The sequence below is a fragment of the Streptomyces sp. NPDC005266 genome (genome assembly GCF_040607655.1).
Classification (GTDB): Bacteria; Actinomycetota; Actinomycetes; order Streptomycetales; family Streptomycetaceae; genus Streptomyces.
This window is the reverse complement of the sequence record NZ_JBEXHC010000010.1, coordinates 113,482-132,826: the sequence shown is the minus strand read 5'-3', so window position 1 is coordinate 132,826 and position 19,345 is coordinate 113,482. Positions and strand designations below refer to the sequence as shown.

Here is a 19,345-nt window from a genome sequence, read left to right as displayed (position 1 = left end):
GCCCCGTCCTCTCACGACACTCGCGTATGCACACCGACGGCGGAGACGACTCCGACGCCCACTCCTGGCCGCGACCCTCTCGGTCCCGGCCTCAGCACCCCGTCGCGGTTCAGCCGCACGGGATGCGCGCCGCCCAGCACGGGCGCCGGCAGCGGGGCGAACCCGGTGTCCACGCCGACCGTGGACCGCGAACCGACCACGAACCCCGCGCCGCCGGTCCGTATCGACCCCACCGTGTGCGCGGGCGCCTGCCGCTCCACCAGCCGCCGCAGCGCCGCCCCGTCCGCCGATCCGACGGGCAGGAGCACCCGGAACCGGTGTGCGTGCGTGGTGAACGGGTCGCCGTCCGGCACGCCGAACGCGCGCAGCGGCGCCGTGCCCAGCGCCGATCCGCCGGCCCGGAACCGGCTGGCCGACCGGCCGAACAGCCGCACGGCGCCGAGCCCTTGGCCCGGACCCTGCCCCTGTCCCGGCCCTTGGCCCTGCCCCTGTCCCGGCCCTTGGCCCTGGCCCTGTCCCGGCCCTTGGCCCTGGCCCTGTGCCTGTGCCGTTCCCAAGCCGCCGACGGCCTCGCGCAGGTGCGCCCAGCGGCGGTCCGTCGCCAGCTCGTCGATGACCGGGGCCACCCCGAACACCAGGCGCACCGCCTCCCGCAGCGCCCACGGCGTGCCCCGGCGCCGGTAGAGCTGCGGTGCCGCGGCCAGCAGCGCGCGCCGGGTGGAGGCGTCCCAGCCCGCCTCGAAGGACAGGCCCAGCAGACCGGCCAGCCACGGCAGCACCCGGTCCGGGACGCCGGCCGGGTCGAGGAGCGCCGGATATCGCTCGATCACCCGGTCGAGCTGGGCCAGCGTGGCGTCGAACAGCGACAGGAAGCGCTCGGTGAAGTCGTCGGCCGCGGGGTCCTGGCGGAAGGCGGGCGGCAGCAGGTCGGCGCTGGTGACCCGGGGGAAGTCCAGCCGGATCCGGCGTACGACCGGAGTCGCACCGCCGTCGCCAGACAGCCGCAGCCGCAGCCGCAGGAAGCGGCCGGGCGGCTGGTCGACGAGGAAGTCCGTGGCTCCCGCAGCCGACGCCTGCCAGTCGCTCTCCTCGTACCGGCCGTCCTCGCTGACCACGATCCCGACGGCGACCGCCGTCCCGGCGGGCACGTCGGCGTCCACGCGTACGCGGTGCCAGCGGCACCGCGAGACGCCGCTGTCGATCAGGGTGGTGACGTACGACCCGCCGGCCACGTATGTGCCGGTGGCCGGCGGCGCGGGGTCCCGGGGCAGGCCCTGCCAGGTGTAACAGGTGGTCGCGGGGCCATCCGGGCCCTTCTCGCTCAGGCAGAACCCGTCCTCGTCCGCCGAGGTGAGCGCTGACGGCGGCAGGGCCGCGGCCAGCTCGTCCACGGTGACGGTACGGAAGGGGCCACGGTGACCGCCCCGGTGGATCCTGAGCCGTCCACCGTCGTCGGTGAGCAGCCACACGGTCCGCTCCGGCCCGGTGCGCAGGCCGATGACCTCGCCGCGCGCGCCGGTGCGGAGCACGCCGCGGAAGCCGCCCGTGGAGTCGAACCGCCGCAGTTCCGTGCTGCCCTGACAGGCCACCAGGACCTCGTCGCCGAGGGTCGGGGCGGCCCATCGCGGCCGCTCGGCCCGGATCACCCCGGCGAGTTGTTCGCCCTCGCGGCGCCACACCAGGACCCGGTCGGACTCCACCACGGCCAGCCGGTGGCCGCGAGCCGCGACGGAGACCGGCTCGCACAGCGGGCCGGAGTCGCGGCCGGGCGGCCACAGGGGGGCGAAGGCGCCGCTGCAGACGTCGCGGCGCAGCAGCCGCCGCTCGTCCGGGACGAGCAGATACCAGGCGCACGGCCCGCACCCCGGCGCGAGGCGGGGGTCGGGGAACCACGGCAGCAGTGCCGCCCTGGTGGGCCCTTCCGGCGCGGGGCCGCGGTAGGCGAGCCGGAGGCCGGCCGCGTCGTCGAAGCCGACGATGCCGTGCGCCTCCTGCTCGTCCCAGCCGACGTACGCGTCCAGGAGACGGAAGGTCGCGGGGTGTGGTGTGCACGTCATGGCGGGTCTCCTACCGGGATCAGCAGCGGGCGCTCCGGCCAGACGAGGGTGTGGGGCGGGAGGGCGTGGTCGGTGCAAGGCGGCCGGCGCACCCCGTCGACGGTGAGCGAGAGCCGGGTGACGGCAAGCACCCCGTCGACCGCCAGAAGCCGTCGGACCAGTGCCGTGTGGCGCAGCGCCCCACCGAACGGCCAGCCCGCGCCGTCCTCCCCGCCGCGCAGCGGATCCAGGTAGGTGCGCACCGCGTCGCCCGCCCGGGCCAGCACCGCGGCCCGGTCGAGGTCCGGATCGAGGGTGACCCAGGACTCCACCGCGACACGGCGGTACGGCGCGGGGGCGGCCACCACCGTTACCCCGGCGGGGGCGGCTTCGCGCGACAGGAAGTCGGCGACGGCGCGCAGGGTCGCGGCGGTGGGGACCGGGGGTTCGCTCGCGTCGTCGCCCGGCGGTACGGGCGGTACGACGAGGACTCCCACGACGCCGGGGATCGGCACCCCGGCGAAGTCGGGGTGCAGGCCGGGCACGCCCCGGGCGCGGGCCACCGACGCACCGGGCGCGCGGACGGCCAGCCGGCCGTAGTCGGCCGGGGCCACGGCCCGGCCGCGGGCCCGCAGTTCGCCGACCCCGCGACGCATGGCGTCGGCGTCGGGCTCGGCGTCCGTCCCGCCGGAGGCCGGGAAGGGGTTGTTGACGCCGGTGACGAACGGCAGCGCGGTCACCACCCCGCCCACGGCACCCGCCGGTACGGCGCCGGCGCTGCCGCCGCCCACGCGGTAGCGCACGGCGCGGACGTTGCGGAAACCGAGCGGGACGGCCGCGCCGTTGACGCCGTCCCCGAAGGTCACTTCGCCGCGGTCGTGGTCCACGGTGAACACCCGGTCGTCGGCGCCGTACCCGGCCAGGCTCTCCACCTCCCGCCACCGGGACGAGGTGTTGGCCGTGGTGCCGAACACATCGCCGCCCGCGTCGTCGTCGACCTCGATGACCACCGATCCGGCGAGGATGGGCACCTGGCTGAGGGTCATGCGCCGCCGCCCGGTCGCCGCGGGGTCCTGGACGGGCTGCAACGGCTCGTCCCGGATGGTGCGGGCGGCGGTGGCGGCGACCACGTTCAGCCGCAGTCCGGACAGCACCGGCGCCGGTCCGGCGAAGGCGCCGTGCGCGATCCGCAGGCGCAGCCAGCGCAGCCGGGGCCGGGGCCGGGTGCCGGGCGGACTGCCCGGCTCCCACGAGCGCGGGACCCTCAGCTCGACGGTCCCGCTCGCGGTGAGACCGGCCGTGGAGTCCCGCATCAGCTCGGCGGGTACGAGCCGGGTGCCGTCCAGCACGTCCCAGCGCAGCAGCGGCGCGGGCGGCAGCGGCAGGGGCGCCGCCCCGCCGGAGCCCGCGGGCGCGGGAGGAGCGGCGACGACCACGAAGCCCAGGGACAGCCGCGGGTAGGGGCCGGCCGGCCCGGCGAGTCCGATCCACAGCCCGTCGCCGGGATTTGGATCCCGGCCGAAGGGCGCGAAGGGACGGCTGGGGCCGGACGGCCCCAGCGGCAGTGTCTCGAGCCGTCCGGCCTCCTGGACGGCGAGGGCCCCAAGGGTGGCCGGTGTCGCGTACAGGTCCTGGTCGGTCTCGTAGACGACCTGCCCCGCCGGAGTAGAGGCCGCGCTCTGGAACCCGGCCGGGATGAGCACGGAGGCGCCGTCCGGCGGGTTCACGGTGAACTCCAGGAGCGCGGTCGCCGCGCCGGCCGGGCGCCGTCGCACGCCCGCCGTCGCCAGGTGTTCGGCCAGCACCTTCTCCGGCAGCCGGTTGACGCGGGCGAGTACGGGTTCGGCCTGGGTGCCGAAGAGGCGGACGAGCGCGACGCCGGCGTCCTGGCGGTCGGGGTCGGTCCAGTCCGGGGTGTAGCCCGCGATCCGGCCGCGTACGCCGGCGCGGACCGCCTCGCGGGTCGCGTCGACCAGTTCGGGCTGCGTGCCGGTCGGTCCGGGACCGCGCACGATCCGTCCGTCCGCCCTCTCCCGTTCCCGGGCGTCCTTCTCCCACCACACCTCGTCGGTCATGCCAGCCCCTCCCCCGGTTCGGCGGCGGGCACGATCCGGGTGCGGACCGCGCGCAGCACGGGAAGTTCCCCGGCGCCGAGCGGCACCTCGCCGCAGTCCTCGTCCGCGTCGGCTCCGTCGAGGCCGATCGCCACGGCGGCGACGTCCGCGAGGTCCCCCAGCGCCCGCCGCGCGGCGCGCAGCAGGGCCGAGGGCCGCAGCGGCTGCCCGAACGGCCAGCCGTCCCGCTCCTCACCGCCCACCAGCGGGTCGAGGAAGCGGCGCAGCGCCGCGGTGAGCACGGTGGACACGCGGGTGCGGTCGGCCGGGTCGCCCGTCAGGGCGACGCGCAGCGTCACCTCGCGGTAGCGGGGGGCCCGGACGAAGACCTCGGAGGTGAGCAGCCGCGCCTGTTCCAGGCGGGCGGCGACCGCGCACAGCATGCCCGGGTCGGGGAGCGGAGCGGCGACGAAGTCCTCGCGGGCGAGGTCGTCCCGGGGTGCCGCCGGGACGATGCGGACGGTCACCGCGCCGGGCACCGTGGAGCACGGGAAGCCGGGGTGCTCGCCGAGGGACGGGTACGCGCGGGCGACGGCGACGCCCGGTGTCGTACGGGCCAGGGTGACGAAGTCCTCGGCGGTGACCGCGCGGGTCACCTCCCCCAGGGACGCGGCCGCGCGCCGGCGCGCCTCGATGATCGTCTCCGGGTCCGCGCCTCCTTCGGCCCGTACGAGGTTGGCGGCCGCGACCGCTCCCGGCGGACCCGGAGCGTCCCCGGCCACCAGCCAGTTGCCGGTCATGCCGCCGTTGCCGGACCGGCCGCCACCGGTCACGTACGCGATGTGCGCATCCGGGTCCGGGCGGGGGATGCGCCCGGTGAGTCCGTCGCCGAACACCAGCGCGCCCTCGGCCCGGTCGAGCACGAAGATCCGGTCGGCGGGCGCGCCGAAGGTGAAGTCCGGCACCGGCTGCCAGTCCTGACCCGCCAGGCGCAGGGTCGCCTCCAGGAGGCGGTCGGCGGCGTCCGGCAGGACCAGGTGCTGGCCGGGCAGCCTGAGCCACGCGTCGAGCTGCTCCTGGAGGTCGGCGCCGCGCGCGGTGCGGTGCCGGCGGTGGTGCGCGGCGGACACGTTGACGGCGAGTTGGAGGAGGCGGGGCGGGGCCGCGTACGTGGCGGCCGGGGTCGACACCAGGAGCCCGGTGTCCCGCGTGGACCAGCCGGCCGGGGGGTGCAGCCGGACCACCCCGGACCGCCTGAGCCCTGCCGTGCCGTCCTCGACCTTCTCGAACCCGCCGGTCACGTCCGTGCCCGGCCGGAACCAGGACCAGGTCAGCTCCGCGGGAGGCGGCACATCGGCGACCGCCCCGGGCAGCCACGACGGCGCGGACGCGGCGGGCGCCTCCAGTTCGACGAGCAGACCGATCGGCCCGGGCGCAAGGTGCGCTCCGGTGAGCGGCAGGGTGAACCGGACCTGTGCCGGGGCGCCGTCGCTCGCCAGCAGCGCGATGCCGCGACGGGCCCGCAGATCCGCCGTACGGTCACGGTCGGTCCACACGGTCACCTCACCGCCCTCGGCGAGCGGGAGGACGGCCACGTCGTCGTCGAGGGTGAAGACGACCTGCCCCGTGGGGTCCCGGGTCAGCGCCGTCCCTGCGGTGACGACCGGCACAGCGGTGTCCTCCTGCCGGGCGGCGACGCGCAGCACGGTGGCGGCGGGGCGGGCGGGACGCGGCGGTTGTAGGCCGAGCAGCCTCAGGACGGCGACCACGAGCGCGTCCGGCACCTGGTCGAGCCAGTACAGCCGCTGCTCGAGGAGGTAGGCGAAGAGTTCGAGGAGGGTGACCCCGGGGTCGACGGGCGCGTGCAGCGTCCAGGTGCCGTCCGACTCGGCGGGGATCCGCCGGCGGATGGCCGCCATCATGTCGGCCCAGGTCAGATCGTCCAGCTTGGGCGCGGGCAGGGTCATGGCGTCGTCCCCGTGGGACCCGTGAGACCCGTGAGTCCGGTGTAGAACGGGAAGACCAGGTTCGCCTTGGTGTTGCTGCGCCGGATGCGGTAGACGACCGAGACGGTGATCCGCGACTCGTCGGCCGGGTCGGCCTCCGCGCGGACCTCCTCCAGTTCCACCCGCGGCTCGTGGTCACGGACGGCGGCGGCGATCGAGTGCTCCAGGTCGCGCAGGTTCTGCACGCTGCCGGGCGCGAACACCAACTCCTGTGCGCGGGTGCCCAGTTCGGGCCGCATGACCCGCTCGCCGGTGCCGGTGAGCAGCAGCGCCCGCAGACAGTGCTCGATGCTCTCCTCGCCGACGGCGTACCCGAGCCGCCCGGACGCGTCGGGCAGGATCGGGAACCGCCAGCCGGCCCCGAGGAACTCCTCGCTCATGCCGTCCTCGCCTTCTTGGCCAGCACGGCGGGGGTGAGCGGCGGGGTCGGCGGGCCGGTCGGCCCGGCGGCGGAGGGGTGGGTGTGCGTGTTGAACGCCTGGAGCAGCGCGTTGCCGAGCACGAGCGGTTCGGTGGCGCCGCCGCCGAGGTCGATGGAGGGGGAATCGACCGTCAGCTTCGACGCCTTGAGGGTGATCTCGCCCTGTGCGGTCACGGTGACGCTGCCGCCCTCGGCCGCGGTGATCCGGACGGCCTTGCCCTGGTCGTCCAGCTCCACCACGTGCCCGGCGGCGGACGTGATCCGTACGACGGCCTTGGACCGCGTGTCGTCGAGGAGCACTTCGTGGCCGTGCCGGGTCCGGATCATCTTCTGGTCGCGGCCTTCGGTGCGGGCGGTCGGCGGCTTGTCCTCGCCGTTGTAGAGGCCGCCGAGCACGATCGGGTACCGCATGTCCCCGTGGACGAAGGCGACGAGCACCTCGTCGCCCTTCTCGGGAACGAAGACCGAGCCGTAGCCGTTGCCCGCGTACAGCTGGCTGACCCGGATCCAGTCGGTGACCGTGGTGTCGTCGAACCAGGGGAACTTCACCTTGACCTGGCCCTCGTCGTCGCCCTCGTTCTCCACGACGAGCGCTTCGACGACGCCGTAGTAGCGCTTGTCGGTGGAGCGGGCGCGTGGCGTGCCCCTCATGGTCACTGGTCCCCCTGGTGGATCCGCCGAGCGGTGAACTGGGTGAAGAACCCGCTGGTGTTCAGGGTGTGCTCGACCCGTTTGACGAAGTAGGTACCGGAGAAGCGGCGGCCGAGGCCGTAGATCTCCAGGTTGTCGCCGGGCCGCAGCTCGGGCAGGCCCGCCACCTTGCCGGTCGCGGTGATGAACTCGTAGGCGCGCTCGCGCAGCAGGCTGATCGCCAGTTCGCGGGCCTCCTGGTCGCTGCCGACCGGCGCGTCGACCATGACCTCCTGGCGGCCCTGCAGGGTGGACTCGGCGACCTGGGGCCCGCTCTGCCCGTCGGCCGCGTTCTGCCCCGCCGGCAGGTTCTCGGCGGTGGCGGTGAACGCGATCGGCTGTTTGGTACGGGGATCCCAGCCGCGCACGGTCACCTTGCTGACCTGCTGGGACACCGTCAGCGTCGGGGTGAACTCCATCAGGTTGGGGATCAGCCCCTGGGGTTGGCCGGTCGGGCCGGTGCTCAGCCCCGGTGCGTACGCCAGCCGGTACACCCGGATCGGGCGGCCGTCGCGGCCGTCGGTCGGCTTGGTGAAGTACAGCGTGTCCTCGCCGGTCTTCGGGTCCGGCAGGATGTAGCAGTCGAAGTCGAGCCGCTTGGCCCGCTCCAGCAGGAACGTCGCGTCGTCCTGGTTCTTCTGCACCACCCGGTCATGTGTGGGCCCTTCCCTGGTGACCTCGATGCGCAGGTGGTTGCGCTGGGCGATCTGCTCGGCGATCCGCCAGTCGGGCAGATTGCGGTAGATCTTGGTCTCGTTCTCGGTGGGCTTACGGTCCTTGAGCCGCAGCAGCCCGTCCACGCCGCTGACCTGGACGGTGGGCGACGCCCCCTCGGTGAACTTCGGGCTGAGCGTGGAGATGGTCCCGGTGGCGACGGTGAGCAGCTTCTCGGCGTAGCCGAGCCGGACCGAGACCCGGCCGCCGAGCCGGAAGCGCGGCGAGTCGCTGTGCTTGAACCGCAGATGGGCGTCGTCCCAGTTGTTCAGTGTGAGGTCGAAGCCGGACATCTCGTCGAGGTCCCGGTTCACCTTGATGTCGATGATGTCGTTCTTGGTGGACGGGTCCATCTCCAGGCCCTCGATGCGCACCTCGAACTCGGGCGCGTACCGGTCGGGCGACGCGACCTCGGGTGTGGGGGTGGTCATCGCGCTCCTCACGGCAGCCGGGGCACGGTCAGCACCCGGCCCGGTCGCAGGTCCCGCGGGTCGCTGATGCCATTGGCGCGGGCCAGCTCCCGCCAGGCGTCGGGCCGCCGGTAGAGCGCGGCGGAGATGGAGCTGAGCGTGTCGCCGCGGCGCACCACATAGCTCTTCTCCACCGTGGGCGAGGAGCGCGGTGTCTCGGCGACCTGCACGGCGGCCGGGCGGAACTCCTTCAGCGACAGGTCCAGCATGGCCCGCAGCGGCACGCCGTCCGGCCGGAACAGCTGGTAGTTGACGTCCAGCTTCTCCACAACGCCGGTGAAGACCTCCTCGTCCCAGACGAAGCGGACGACCGGCGGCGCGTGTTCGCGGCTGTCGGGCCGCAGCAGGTTGCGCACCGCGTTGACGTAGGACTCGCGTACGTTCTCCAGGGTGTCGGAGGTGTCCACCAGCGCCTGGACCGTGAGGGTCTCGGTGCCGCCGCGGACGTACTGCAGGGGCGGTGTCTCCAGGCCGGGGATGGTGATCTCGGCGAAGGTGTTGCTCTTGCTCAGCTTGTAGTCGGTGGGGTTGAACCGCAGCGGGATCCGCCGCTGCCGCTCGTCTGCGATCACCGGCCGGACGATCTCCAGGCGGGCCTGGGCCGCGCCCTGCCGGGCGAAAGACACGGGTGTCACACTCACAGCGCCTCCTCGTTCGCCCCGCCGCGACAGCGGCTCATGTCACTGTCGCCCGCGCGGCGCAGAGGCGCGGCTGTCGTGGCTGTCTGCGGCCCGGCGGCCGCGCGTGCGACGCTCACTGGTGCGCCTCCCCTTCGGCGAAGCGGCGTTCGGACTCGGTGTGCTTGGCGCGCGCGCACTGGTCCTCGTACAGCTTTGCCCAGGCCTGGATGTGCTTGTTGAACAGGCGGGTGAACACGGCACCGTCGTCGCCGTCCACCTGGAACCGGACCTCAAGATGGTGAATGGTCACCTTCGGCACGTCGGTCACCTCCCTTGGCTCAGGCGCGACAAGGCGTTCGCCGCGGCGTCCTGCAGGACCTTCGTCAGCCCCTCGTGCGCGATCTCCAGCGACTCGATGGCGATCGCGTTCTGCTCCGCGTGCAGATCCGGGCCGCTCCACTTGGCGGCCAGCCCGCCGTGGAAGGCCCACGCCGCGCCGGGCACCCCGTCCGGGCCGAGCACGATCACCGCGCCGTCGCGGCGGGCGCCCAGCGAGTCGGCGAGCCCCGCCTGGTACCAGGCCCACAGCCCCGGGTCGCGCACCACCCCGCGCTTGAGGGTGATCCGGTTCCACGAGTGGCGCAGCGGCAGTTGGTGGACCGAGTCGTTGCGGCCGCCCTCCGGGTAGCTCGTCACCTCCAGCTGCGCGCCGAGCCCGGTGACCTCCTGGAAGGCGCCGGACGCGGCCATGGGCAGCAGCAGCGCCTGCGCGGGGGGCAGATACGCGTCGCCGGGGTCGAGGGTGACCAGAAAACGGTACTTGGGCAGCGGATCCAGGGTCATGCCTCGATCACCTCCAGACCTCGGTCCTGGCCGAGTACGAGACGCAGCCGGATGAACTCCATGGGGACGGCCGGGGCGACCTCGATCTCGCAGACCAGCTCCCCCGGGTCCTGCTCGGGCGGGTTGTTGGTGTCGTCGCACACCACCCGGAACGCCTGCTCGGGCCGGGCGCCGGCGAGCGCCCCGGCCCGGAAGGCCGACAGGAGCACGGAGGTCAGCGCCCGCACCAACGTCAGCCGCAGTTCGGCCGAGTTGACGTCGAACACCAGCGGGCTCGCCACCCGCCGGATCGCGCGCACCAGCAGGTGCACCAGCCGGCGGTGGGCGATCCAGCGGGTGCGCGGGTCGGCGGACAGCGTGCGCCCGCCCCACACCATCAGCCCCCGCCCGCGGGTGCACCGGATCAGGTCCAGGCCCGCGTCGAACAGCCGGACCTGCTGCGGCTCGGAGTACTGGGCCGCGAGGTCGACCGCCTCCAGGATCACGGCGCCCGCGGGCGTGTGGTGCGCCCCGCGCTCGCCGTCGAGGCGGGCGATGACACCCAGGACGTGCCCGGACGCCGGGACGGTCCGCAAGTCCTGCCCGTCGGGGGTGCGCAGCGGCGGGTGGTAGACGGCGGCGCAGCCCAGCAGCCCGCTGTCGCCCGTGGCCGCCAGGGAACCCACCCAGTCGACCGCCTCGTCCACGGAGGACAGCCGGGGCGGTACGTCCAGGACGGCGAGGCGGTCGTGCAACGGCTCCACGCTCCGCAGCAGTTCGAGCACCACGTCGGTGTGGGTGGCGCCGGACAGGTCCGCGCCGAGGTCCGGCAGCGCCACCAGCGCCGGTTCCGGCAGCTCGGCCTGTACGGTCACGGCGTCCGCGTACTCGCCGCGGGTGGGCGCCGCGTCGGCGCCGCCCGCGAGCGTCAGGTCCCAGGACATCGAGATCGGCCCGGGCCGCCCCGGCGGCGGTGGCGGCCCGTCCGGGACCAGCCGGATGTAGCGCGACCCGGTCAGCCGGTCGGCCACCTCGGCCGGCGGCAGTCCGGGGAAGGTCTCGGGCGGCTCGCCGGGCATCATGACGCGTACGCCCACGGTGGGCGGTCCGGCGACCGTGCTGGCCTGGTAACGGATGGCGACGTGCCCGCCGTTGGCCCAGGCTCCGGGGCTGGTGGCCACCACCTGGTAGCGGGTGGCGGCCCATCCGCTCAGCGGACCGACCGTCCACCGTGTCCGGGCCGCGGTGGCCGGCCCCGACACGCGGAGCACCCAGGCGGTGCGGCCGCCGTTCTCGAAGAAGCCGCGCAGCGCGTACGGGGTGGCGAAGGAGCCGCCCGGCGGCCCGAAGGTGCCCAGGACGTCGTTCCAGCTCTCCACCCGGACCGGCGCGCCCACCGGGCCGCGGCGGAGGCGGCCGAGGAACGCCGCCACGTCCGTGCGCAGCGGCTCCTCGCCGGAGCCGCGCGGCACGGAGGTCAGGGATACGCCTGGGAGCGCTTCGGCGGCCATGTCAGAGTTGGATCTCCAGCTTCTCGACCGCCAGGACGAGCGTCTCCATGGCGATCTCGTTCTTGGTGGCGCTGAGCGTCGGACCGGTGTACTTGGTCGGCCAGCCGCGGTTGAAGTTCCAGCGCATCGTTTCGTTGCGGTTCTCGTCCAGCAGCACGATCGAGCCGGAGGTGCGCCGTACCTTGCCGTCGAGCGCTTCCACCACCCACTTCCAGAACCCGACGTGGCCGGTGATGCCACGCTTGAAGGTGAGGTTGGTGAACTTCTTCAGTCCCGGGATCTTGCGGACGGTGATGTCCTCGCTCCCGGTGCGGTACTCGATCGGCGGGATCTCCAGCTCCAGCCCGCTCACCTCGGTGAAGGACCCGCTCACCGCCACCCCGTCGTCGCTGACGTTGGTCACGATGATCTTGAAGTTGTAGGACGCGTATGGATCGTCCCTGGTAATGGGCGGCATGGTGGCCTCTCCTCGGGCACTCAGGCGAGCTGGGTCTCGCGGGTCTTCTGCTGGATCCGGAAGATCACGAACTCCGCCGGGAAGACCGGCGCGACGCCGATGACGCAGATGAGCCGGCCGTTGGCCAGGTCGTCCTCGGTCATCGTGGTGCGGTCGCAGGCGACGAAGAACGCCTCGTCGGCGGTGGTGCCGGCGAGCGCGCCGCCGCGCCAGACCGTGGCGAGGAAGTTCGTGACCGTCTGGCGCACCAGGGCCCACAGCGCCTCGTCGTTGGGCTCGAAGACCACCCATTGGGTGCCCTCGTCGATCGACTCCTCCAGGTAGAGGAAGAGCCGCCGGACGTTGATGTACTTCCACGAGCTGTCCGAGGACAGCGTGCGCGCGCCCCACACCCGGTGGCCGAGGCCGGGGAAGAACCGCAGCGCGTTGATGCCCTTGGGGTTCAGCAGATCCTGATGCCGTTTGGTGACGTCCTGGGCGATGCCGTCGGTCAGCCGGATGCCCCGGATGACCGCGTTGGCCGGTGCCTTGTGCACACCCCGCTCCACGTCCACGCGCGCGTAGATCCCGGCCATGTGGCCCGACGGCGGCACCTCGACGTCGCGGTTGGTCGACGGGTCGCGGGTGACCAGCCAGGGGTGGTAGAGCGCCGCGTACTTGGTGTCGAACGGCTCGCGGAACGCCTGGATGCCCTCGGTGTCCAGGCCGTCCTGCGGATCGAGGATCGCGAACCTGTCCCTGAGCAGCTCGCAGTGGGTGACAAGGGCGGACTCGACCGTCCCCGACCACACCCCCGGCACCGCGCAGAGGGCCACCTCATCGATGTCCTCCAGCGCGGCGATCCCGGTGCGCTTGCCGCTGCCGCCGTCCTCGCCCACGAAGTCGGCCACGCTCAGGCTCCCGTAGGCGTCGTCCCCGTCTCCCAGCGTCAGCCAGGACCCGACCGCGGGCACGGGGAACTTCGCCGGATCGGTGGACAGGCCGGCCAGAGCTTTCGCCCGCACCAGCTGCGAGCGGCCCGCCAGGGTGGTCACCAGGTTGGCCGGCGCGTCGCCGGTGAGCCGGAGGTTGCGGTGCGTCTCCGTCACCACGGCCCCGGACGGCTCGGCGAACCGCGCGTCGACCTGCGCCTCGACCAGGTGCAGCCGGTCGGTTTCGAACAACGTCCCCGGCACGTTCCCGTCGAGGGTGACGACGTCCGCGGCGATCGCCTTGACGGTGCGGATGGTCAGGTTGGTCCCGTCGTCGAGCTGGACGACGGCGCCCTCGTACAGCCGGCTCGCTCCGCCGACCCGCAGCTTCGCCCCCGCCGAGGTGTTGCCCCGGCGCACCCGGCGCACCAGCAGCCCGGTCCGCCACGCCTCATGTGCCGCGCCGGACGGCAGGGTCAGCGTGACCTTCCCGTCCGCCGGCTGGCTCACCTGGACCTTGAACCGGCCGGAGCCGATCTGCACCCAGACGTCGGGCGGCAGGTCGTCGGGGTCGAGCCCGGCCACCGCCGCCACCTCGACCGTCTCGCTGTCCGCGGCGGCGTCCGCGGCCAGCTGCGTGACGAACAGCCCACCCTCCTGCGGATCCGGCAGCACCGGCAGCGCGGCCGCGGCCATCGGCTGGATCCTGACCTGCACCCCGCCGCCCCACGAGCCGGGGCTGACGGCGGTGAACTCCAGTGTCTGTTCCGCGCTGCGCGTCCCGACCTGCACATAGTCCCCGCGGCCCGTCCTGACCTCGGCGGGCAGCGCGGCGTCCAGTTCGACGCGGTGGGCGGTCGCGTCGTAGGCGGCGACGCCGGCGGTGTGGATCGACTGCTGGTCGTCGCCGCGGAAGATCTGGATCTGCTGCCCCACGCCGGTGAACCCGATCAGGTGGCCCAGCTCCAGCCGGGTCGCGCCCTTGGCGGCGTCACCGGCGACCGAGCTCACCAGGCCGTGGCCCAGCACGCCGGAGGCCGGGCTCGCCTGCCTGCTGGCGACCCGCTTGACGTACAGGCGCTGACCGCCGTTGTCGAAGAAGCCCTTGACCGCCAGCGGGAACAGCCACCAGCGGCCGCCCTCCGCCGGATCGTTCGCCCACGTGTCCCGGATCAGCGGGTCCGGCTCGGGGAGGAAGCCCCCGAACGTGTTCTGGAATTCGAGAAAGTTGGTGACCAGCTTGGGCTTGCCGCCGTACGGGCCGCGCACGGTGACGCCGGCCATGCCGGACGTACTGGTGCTCACCCCCGCGATCGGCCGTGGGCCCGCATCGATCTCCTCGATGTAGACCCCGGGGCTCAGATACTCCGGCATGGACGGCTCCTCACTGCTCGCGGATCTCTATGACGTGTCGGCGCTCGGCGTCCTGGGGCAGCCGCACGACCAGCGATCCGGACCGGCCCGGACGCTCGGTGGCCTGCAGGCGGAATGTCTCCTCGACGGCGTGCTCGTCGGCCTTCTCGCCCTCCCACCGCAGGGCCATCCGGAAGGCGCCCGCGGCGTCGGACAGGGTGCGCTCGTGCCATGGCGTCAGGTCCCGGCTGGTCCGTCCCCGGGCCTCGACCAGCACATTGGCGATCGGCGCCGCCGTGGCCGCGTCGACCACGGCGCCGTGCACGGTGCGCACATGCGGCGGGTAGGGGAAGGAGACACTCGGCAGCAGCCGCACCAGCCGCGGCTCGGTCACCGCCGCCGGCGGGTGGGCGTCGTCATACGGGTGCACCAGGAACTCGACGCCCACCAGACCGGCCGAGAACGGCTCCCCGTCGGCCGGGTACAGCGGCTGGTAGCCGGCGGCCGCGAAGCGGGCCCGGTGGCGTCGCGGCCGGGCCGCCCACGGTTCGCGGCATCTGCCCAGCCCCGGATAGGCGAAGGCCGCGCTCGGTGTGCACACCGCCACGTCGTCCAGCGGCAGCCAGTCGCCGTCCTCGAACCGGTCCAGCCGGACCGTCACCCCGGCCCCGCGCACCCGCCTGGCCCAGTCGTCGAACGGTATGAACCAGGCGGGGCTGTGGAGCGTCGAGCGTTCCAGCGGTACGAAGCGGCTCATGGCGTGGCCGTCCCGCTGACGACCCGGTTGTGCACCGGGCGGACCGGCGTCTCGACGGCGGAGTCCAGGTTGACGACGCGGACCTCGTAGTTCAGCGACAGCCGGTACGGCTTCTGGATCGCGTACCAGACCCACGACTTCTGGTCCAGCGTGAGCGGGGTCAGGCTGAGGTGCAGCGAGTCGGTGCTCGCCGCCAGGCTGCCGGACAGCTGCGCGCCGTCGAGGATCGCGTCGTCGTAGAACGTCTGCAGGGCCCGTCCGAGCATCCGGTGCTGGGTCTCCTGGTCACCGCCCCAGGGGGTGATGAGGTACCGCAGCAGCAGGGCCATCGGCGGCTTGCGGGTGGTCGGTGGGTCGGGTGGCCGGGAGCGCACCGGCGGCCTGTTGCGCGACGCCGGGTCCTCGGCGATCTCGTAAAGGAACACCGTGAGTTTCGGTGGCGGTGTCTGTACCGCCTCGGAGAGGTCGTTGAGTTCCGCGATCGGCGGTTCCACCTGACTGAGCCCGCGCAGGGCCTGGGTCAGGGTCCCCACGATGACCGTCGAGACATCGGCGATGACGCCGAAGTCACCCATTCGCATCCTCCCCCCGGCTCCGCGCTCGAAAAGCGTGTGTCGACGTGCACCGAGAGGATGCCGGTAACGGCGTGCCCAGACCGCGATCCGCCCATCACACGAGCGTCACCGGCCCGTTTTCGCGGTCGGGGATGACGTAGCCGGACACGTTCCGACAACGCCGGGGTGACATGGGTGAGGCATATTTTCTTTTCGTGGAAATACCCTCAGAGCGAACTGGTGTCCTGATCCTCCGGGTGTGGGTGGAAGGCGGCAGGCCGGACGGCTTCCGTGCGCGCATCGTGCGACCGGGCGGTCGGCACCAGGCACCCCCAGCCGCGGTTGGCGCGGCCGATGACCTGCTCACCGCCGTGCGCGCCTGGCTCGACGAGTTGCTCGAGCCGGACAGGTGACGCCTCCGCGACGTTCCGGTGATGCCTCGCCATATAACCTCCTTTGCCCGAAGCCGGACACAGGATCATGAGTTACTCGTAACATGGCTTCCGTGCACCCCGATGACCGTCATGGGGTGGGTCACTGAAGCCGATATCGACCCGGGGGGCCGATGAGCGCAGAAGGCCATGTCATCACGTTGAGACTCCTCAAAGGCTTCGCGCTAACGGTCGATCACATACGCGTTCCCATTTCTTCCAGCGCCCAACGCCTCCTGGCGTTTCTCGCCCTGCAGGACATGCCGCGAACCCGGACCTATGTGGCCGGCACCCTGTGGCCGGACGTCACGGCGTCCCGCGCCCACGCCAATCTCAGATCGTCCTTGTGGCGCGCGACGCGAACGGGACATCAGGTCATCGACGCGTGCACGCAGGAACTGGCGATCTCCAAGCGCATCAACGTGGACATCCACGAGGCGGCGAGACGCGCGCACCGGCTGCTCGACATGCCGCGCTCATGCGATGACATCCTCACCGCCCAGACGCGGGCGGACCTCTCGGCCGACCTCTTACCCGAGTGGTCGGAGAACGAGTGGGTGCTGGTCGAACAGGAGCAATACCATGAGCTCCGGCTGTATGCCCTGGAGGCGATGACCGAACGGCTGACAGCGGCGGGCCGCCACGGCGAGGCCGTCGCCGCCGGGCTCGCCGCCGTACGCGCGGAACCCTTGCGGGAAAGCGGCCATCGCGTCCTGGTGAAGGCACATCTCGCCGCGGGCAACAGAGGCGCGGCACTGCGGCAATACGAACAATGCCGCAGCGTCCTGCTCGACGAATTGGGCCTGGAGCCCTCCCAGACGCTGAGAAACCTTGTACCACCCCACACCGAGGGGGCGACCCGGAGCCCTCAGGGCGTTCGGTCGTCCGCCGCCCAGCGAGCGATGTCCTGGTAGCTGCCGACCTGAGCCATGGACGCGGGCGCCGATGATCTCGCCGACCAGCTCCGCCCCACCCCTGAAGCGGCCCGCCGCCGGAGCTCCCCCGGCGAGGGCCGCGCCGAAGGACGCCCTTACCGCCTCGTAGCCGAACGAGTCCGGGCCGAAGAGGATCGAGCCGTCGCCGGTGAGACCGTCGCCGCCGCCGTACAGCATGCTGACCGCACCGGTTCCGCCGCCGTACAGCATGCTGACCGCACCGGTTCCGCGCCACTTGCCCCGGACGCCCACGGCGATGCCGGCCGTCCCGTCCCCGTTGTAGTCGCCGGGGGCCGGCGCCGAGCCGAACAGGTCGCCCGTCTCGGCGACGCCGACGACGCCCTTGATGTCGAGCGACAACGGTACGAGCGCGGTCTGATCACCAAGGACGAGCGCACCCAGGAGCTGATCGCGATCTGGATCAAGGCGACCAACGAGGTCGCCGAGGCGATGAACGCGAACTTCCCGAAGACCAACCCGATCTTCATGATGGTCGACTCGGGCGCGCGGAAACATAATGCAGATGCGTCCGTGCCTCGGAGTCGGCCGGCCAGCGCGCGCTACCGGGCACGACCGTGATCGCGCCGGCGTTGTGGAAACCATCGCTGTCGTCCGCGCTCGGGTCGCTGATGAGCAGGTCGGCGTGGCCGTCGCCGTTGACGTCCCCCGAGCCGCGCCGCGGTGCCCTGGTGCGGGCCGCCGGTCCACACCACGGCGCCCGCCGCGTCAAGGCCGCTCACGCTGCCGGGGAAGGTGCACAGCAGATAGTCTTCCGGGCCGTCGGAGAAACCGGTGCCGACGACGACGTCGTCCTTGCCGTCGCCGTTGATGTCACCGACCACGGCCTTGTAGTCGACGAAGGGCAGGCCGACGTTCCGGCCGAGCGGTTCGTCGGCTCGCGGCCCCCGGCTCGCCGGCCATGGCCGTCAGGGGGTGCGCAGGGTGAGACCAACGAGCAGGTGGAATGGTTGGGCCGACACGGCGACCACATGGTGAACGCCGGTCGTTCGCGGACGTGCGATGCGCGTGCACATCGGCGCGGCTGCCGGATGGCGCCGCGTCCGCCGCACCTTTCTCTGCCGGCTCTGTGGACAAGGGCCGCTCTGAATGGAACGCTCGCTACAGAGCGCGGGCCGCGTAGCTTCGTCGGGCCCCGCCTGCTGCCCTCGCGCTCCAGCGCCTACCGGGTCGGCCTGGGCGCCGGCCGCATTCCTCGCACGAGCCGTGAACGTACGTACCAGCCAGCGGTCTTGTACCAACCCTCGCAGTCCTGGCACAGGAGTCCCCGCACGCTCAGCTTGCTCGCCGAGAAGGAGCTCACCGGATGAGAGTCCGAATCGCCCCGACCGCGCCCACGGCCGTCGGCCTCGCCCTGGCGGCCATCCTCGCCGCACCCGTCGCACCCGCCGCCGGCGCCGCGGCGCCGGCGGCCGCCGACCCGGCCGAGTTCACCGTGGACACCACGTCCGACGCGGTGGACGCCGACCCGTCGGACGGCCGGTGCCGTACCGCGTCGGGCGCCTGCACCTTACGCGCGGCGGTGATGGCCGCCAACGCCCGGCCGGGCAGCACCATCACGCTGCCTCCGGGCCACTACCGGCTGACCATCCCGCCCGACCCCAAGTTAATCATCGGGGACCACCCCGACCCGACCACGGGCGACCTGAACATCAACGCGCCCACCACGATCCGGGGCGCCGGCGCGCGGACCACCGTGATCGACGCCAACCGGCTGGACCGGGCCTTCCGCATGCGGGCGGACACCCGGCTGTCCGATCTGACCATCACCGGCGGAGTGGCCAGACAGCGCGAACTGCCCTTCACCGACACCGGTGGCGGCGGCATTGCCAACGGGCGGCACATGACGCTGCGACGTGTCACCGTGACCGGGAACTCCGCCGGTTACGGCGGCGGCGTCTTCAACGTCCCGGACTCGCATCTGGATCTCATCGACAGCAGCGTCAGCGAGAACGTCGCGGGAGAGGCCGGGGGCATCAGGTTCGACGACAGCGGCACCGTGACCAACTCGACGATCGCCGGCAACCGGGTGACGAACCCCGGCGACCGCCCCGGCAGCCTCGGCGGTTACGGCGGAGGCATCGACATCCGCGGCCTGGGTCCCGTGGAGATCCTCAACTCGACCGTCATCGGCAACCGTTCCAGCGACGGCGGGGGCGGGATCAACATCGCCCCCGCCTACCTCGACAGCCTGCCGCGGCCCATCCCCGACGTCATCGATCTCCCCTTGGGGCGGTTGACCCTGCGCAACTCCATCGTGGCGGGCAATACCGTCGACGGCGCGGCCGCCGACTGCGAGAAGGCCTTCGCCACCATCGCGTCGCGAGGCCACAACATCGACAGCGACGGCAGTTGCCGGCTCACCGCCGTGGGCGATCTGCCCAGCCGCACCCCGCTGGTCGGACCGCTCGCCGACAACGGCGGCCCCACGGACACCGCCGCGCTGCTGCCGGGCAGCCCCGCCCTCGACGCGGCCGACGGCTGCCCGGCCACGGATCAGCGCGGTGTCGCCCGCCCCCAGGGCGCGTCCTGCGACATCGGCGCCTACGAGCACACGCAGTGACCCGGCCCCGTACGGCATGAGG

19 protein-coding genes are annotated in these 19,345 nt (G+C 72.9%); 3 read left to right on the top strand and 16 right to left on the bottom strand.

Annotated features, from left to right (window positions below):
• Window positions 1–11 precede the first annotated feature (11 nt).
• From ABZU99_RS20140 to ABZU99_RS20070, 15 genes are all read right to left on the bottom strand, one after another.
• Complete coding sequence (locus ABZU99_RS20140) at window positions 12–2,057, bottom strand: phage tail protein (RefSeq protein WP_356046131.1); 2,046 nt, start codon at window positions 2,055–2,057, stop codon at window positions 12–14.
• Window positions 2,054–4,111 carry a putative baseplate assembly protein gene (locus tag ABZU99_RS20135; RefSeq protein ID WP_356046129.1) on the bottom strand — a complete coding sequence of 686 codons (2,058 nt, stop codon included), beginning with the start codon at window positions 4,109–4,111 and terminating at the stop codon, window positions 2,054–2,056. Before ABZU99_RS20135 ends, ABZU99_RS20140 begins: the two co-directional genes overlap by 4 nt.
• The gene (locus ABZU99_RS20130; RefSeq protein ID WP_356046127.1) at window positions 4,108–6,057 is read right to left on the bottom strand and encodes a baseplate J/gp47 family protein; all 1,950 of its coding nucleotides are present in this window, start codon (window positions 6,055–6,057) and stop codon (window positions 4,108–4,110) included. The genes ABZU99_RS20135 and ABZU99_RS20130 overlap by 4 nt, the downstream gene beginning before the upstream one ends.
• Window positions 6,054–6,476 (bottom strand): GPW/gp25 family protein, encoded by a 423-nt coding sequence (locus ABZU99_RS20125; protein ID WP_355944283.1) that lies wholly within the window; start codon window positions 6,474–6,476, stop codon window positions 6,054–6,056. Before ABZU99_RS20125 ends, ABZU99_RS20130 begins: the two co-directional genes overlap by 4 nt.
• Window positions 6,473–7,168 (bottom strand): phage baseplate assembly protein V, encoded by a 696-nt coding sequence (locus ABZU99_RS20120; RefSeq protein WP_355944281.1) that lies wholly within the window; start codon window positions 7,166–7,168, stop codon window positions 6,473–6,475. Before ABZU99_RS20120 ends, ABZU99_RS20125 begins: the two co-directional genes overlap by 4 nt.
• Window positions 7,169–7,170: 2 nt before the next feature.
• Complete coding sequence (locus ABZU99_RS20115; protein ID WP_355944279.1) at window positions 7,171–8,352, bottom strand: type IV secretion protein Rhs; 1,182 nt, start codon at window positions 8,350–8,352, stop codon at window positions 7,171–7,173.
• A gap of 8 nt (window positions 8,353–8,360) precedes the next feature.
• Complete coding sequence (locus tag ABZU99_RS20110; protein ID WP_355944277.1) at window positions 8,361–9,032, bottom strand: LysM peptidoglycan-binding domain-containing protein; 672 nt, start codon at window positions 9,030–9,032, stop codon at window positions 8,361–8,363.
• A gap of 112 nt (window positions 9,033–9,144) precedes the next feature.
• Window positions 9,145–9,330 (bottom strand): putative phage tail protein, encoded by a 186-nt coding sequence (locus ABZU99_RS20105; RefSeq protein WP_355944275.1) that lies wholly within the window; start codon window positions 9,328–9,330, stop codon window positions 9,145–9,147.
• A 5-nt stretch (window positions 9,331–9,335) separates the two neighbouring features.
• Window positions 9,336–9,854 (bottom strand): phage tail protein, encoded by a 519-nt coding sequence (locus tag ABZU99_RS20100; RefSeq protein ID WP_355944273.1) that lies wholly within the window; start codon window positions 9,852–9,854, stop codon window positions 9,336–9,338.
• A complete protein-coding gene (locus ABZU99_RS20095; protein WP_355944271.1) occupies window positions 9,851–11,344 on the bottom strand; it encodes a phage tail sheath subtilisin-like domain-containing protein in 1,494 nt (497 codons plus the stop codon). The genes ABZU99_RS20100 and ABZU99_RS20095 overlap by 4 nt, the downstream gene beginning before the upstream one ends.
• Before the next feature lies 1 nt (window position 11,345).
• Window positions 11,346–11,801 (bottom strand): phage tail protein, encoded by a 456-nt coding sequence (locus ABZU99_RS20090; protein ID WP_355944269.1) that lies wholly within the window; start codon window positions 11,799–11,801, stop codon window positions 11,346–11,348.
• A 20-nt stretch (window positions 11,802–11,821) separates the two neighbouring features.
• The gene (locus tag ABZU99_RS20085) at window positions 11,822–14,086 is read right to left on the bottom strand and encodes a phage tail sheath C-terminal domain-containing protein (RefSeq protein ID WP_355944267.1); all 2,265 of its coding nucleotides are present in this window, start codon (window positions 14,084–14,086) and stop codon (window positions 11,822–11,824) included.
• A 10-nt stretch (window positions 14,087–14,096) separates the two neighbouring features.
• Complete coding sequence (locus tag ABZU99_RS20080; RefSeq protein ID WP_355944265.1) at window positions 14,097–14,822, bottom strand: carboxypeptidase regulatory-like domain-containing protein; 726 nt, start codon at window positions 14,820–14,822, stop codon at window positions 14,097–14,099.
• Window positions 14,819–15,397, bottom strand: a complete 579-nt coding sequence (locus ABZU99_RS20075) for a DUF4255 domain-containing protein (RefSeq protein WP_355944263.1) — start codon at window positions 15,395–15,397, stop codon at window positions 14,819–14,821. The genes ABZU99_RS20080 and ABZU99_RS20075 overlap by 4 nt, the downstream gene beginning before the upstream one ends.
• Before the next feature lie 206 nt (window positions 15,398–15,603).
• Complete coding sequence (locus ABZU99_RS20070) at window positions 15,604–15,822, bottom strand: hypothetical protein (RefSeq protein ID WP_355944261.1); 219 nt, start codon at window positions 15,820–15,822, stop codon at window positions 15,604–15,606.
• 119 nt (window positions 15,823–15,941) lie between these two features.
• Between ABZU99_RS20070 and ABZU99_RS20065 the strand changes: the two genes are divergently transcribed.
• Both ABZU99_RS20065 and ABZU99_RS20060 read left to right on the top strand, forming a co-directional pair.
• A complete protein-coding gene (locus ABZU99_RS20065) occupies window positions 15,942–16,721 on the top strand; it encodes a BTAD domain-containing putative transcriptional regulator (protein ID WP_356227911.1) in 780 nt (259 codons plus the stop codon).
• A gap of 15 nt (window positions 16,722–16,736) precedes the next feature.
• Window positions 16,737–17,321: a hypothetical protein gene (locus tag ABZU99_RS20060; RefSeq protein ID WP_356046120.1), complete on the top strand. Its 585-nt coding sequence runs from the start codon at window positions 16,737–16,739 to the stop codon at window positions 17,319–17,321.
• Here ABZU99_RS20060 and ABZU99_RS20055 read toward each other — a convergent pair.
• A complete protein-coding gene (locus ABZU99_RS20055; RefSeq protein WP_356046207.1) occupies window positions 17,227–17,472 on the bottom strand; it encodes an FG-GAP repeat protein in 246 nt (81 codons plus the stop codon). The genes ABZU99_RS20060 and ABZU99_RS20055 overlap by 95 nt on opposite strands.
• Window positions 17,473–18,066: 594 nt before the next feature.
• On the opposite strand from ABZU99_RS20055, the gene ABZU99_RS20050 reads away from it, so the two are divergent.
• Entirely contained in the window at window positions 18,067–19,323 is a 1,257-nt protein-coding gene (locus tag ABZU99_RS20050; RefSeq protein WP_356046118.1) for a right-handed parallel beta-helix repeat-containing protein, read from the top strand.
• The last annotated feature ends 22 nt before the right edge of the window (window positions 19,324–19,345 follow it).

Bases quoted from the DNA above. Each gene is read 5' to 3' on its own strand.
- ABZU99_RS20070 (WP_355944261.1), bottom strand. From the start codon at position 15,822: ATGGCGAGGCATCACCGGAACGTCGCGGAGGCGTCACCTGTCCGGCTC.
- ABZU99_RS20060 (WP_356046120.1), top strand. From the start codon at position 16,737: ATGGACGCGGGCGCCGATGATCTCGCCGACCAGCTCCGCCCCACCCCT.
- ABZU99_RS20100 (WP_355944273.1), bottom strand. From the start codon at position 9,854: ATGACCCTGGATCCGCTGCCCAAGTACCGTTTTCTGGTCACCCTCGAC.
- ABZU99_RS20050 (WP_356046118.1), top strand. From the start codon at position 18,067: ATGAGAGTCCGAATCGCCCCGACCGCGCCCACGGCCGTCGGCCTCGCC.
- ABZU99_RS20075 (WP_355944263.1), bottom strand. From the start codon at position 15,397: ATGGGTGACTTCGGCGTCATCGCCGATGTCTCGACGGTCATCGTGGGG.
- ABZU99_RS20130 (WP_356046127.1), bottom strand. From the start codon at position 6,057: ATGACCCTGCCCGCGCCCAAGCTGGACGATCTGACCTGGGCCGACATG.
- ABZU99_RS20095 (WP_355944271.1), bottom strand. From the start codon at position 11,344: ATGGCCGCCGAAGCGCTCCCAGGCGTATCCCTGACCTCCGTGCCGCGC.
- ABZU99_RS20140 (WP_356046131.1), bottom strand. From the start codon at position 2,057: ATGACGTGCACACCACACCCCGCGACCTTCCGTCTCCTGGACGCGTAC.
- ABZU99_RS20120 (WP_355944281.1), bottom strand. From the start codon at position 7,168: ATGAGGGGCACGCCACGCGCCCGCTCCACCGACAAGCGCTACTACGGC.
- ABZU99_RS20090 (WP_355944269.1), bottom strand. From the start codon at position 11,801: ATGCCGCCCATTACCAGGGACGATCCATACGCGTCCTACAACTTCAAG.
- ABZU99_RS20125 (WP_355944283.1), bottom strand. From the start codon at position 6,476: ATGAGCGAGGAGTTCCTCGGGGCCGGCTGGCGGTTCCCGATCCTGCCC.
- ABZU99_RS20080 (WP_355944265.1), bottom strand. From the start codon at position 14,822: ATGAGCCGCTTCGTACCGCTGGAACGCTCGACGCTCCACAGCCCCGCC.
- ABZU99_RS20085 (WP_355944267.1), bottom strand. From the start codon at position 14,086: ATGCCGGAGTATCTGAGCCCCGGGGTCTACATCGAGGAGATCGATGCG.
- ABZU99_RS20135 (WP_356046129.1), bottom strand. From the start codon at position 4,111: ATGACCGACGAGGTGTGGTGGGAGAAGGACGCCCGGGAACGGGAGAGG.
- ABZU99_RS20115 (WP_355944279.1), bottom strand. From the start codon at position 8,352: ATGACCACCCCCACACCCGAGGTCGCGTCGCCCGACCGGTACGCGCCC.
- ABZU99_RS20065 (WP_356227911.1), top strand. From the start codon at position 15,942: ATGAGCGCAGAAGGCCATGTCATCACGTTGAGACTCCTCAAAGGCTTC.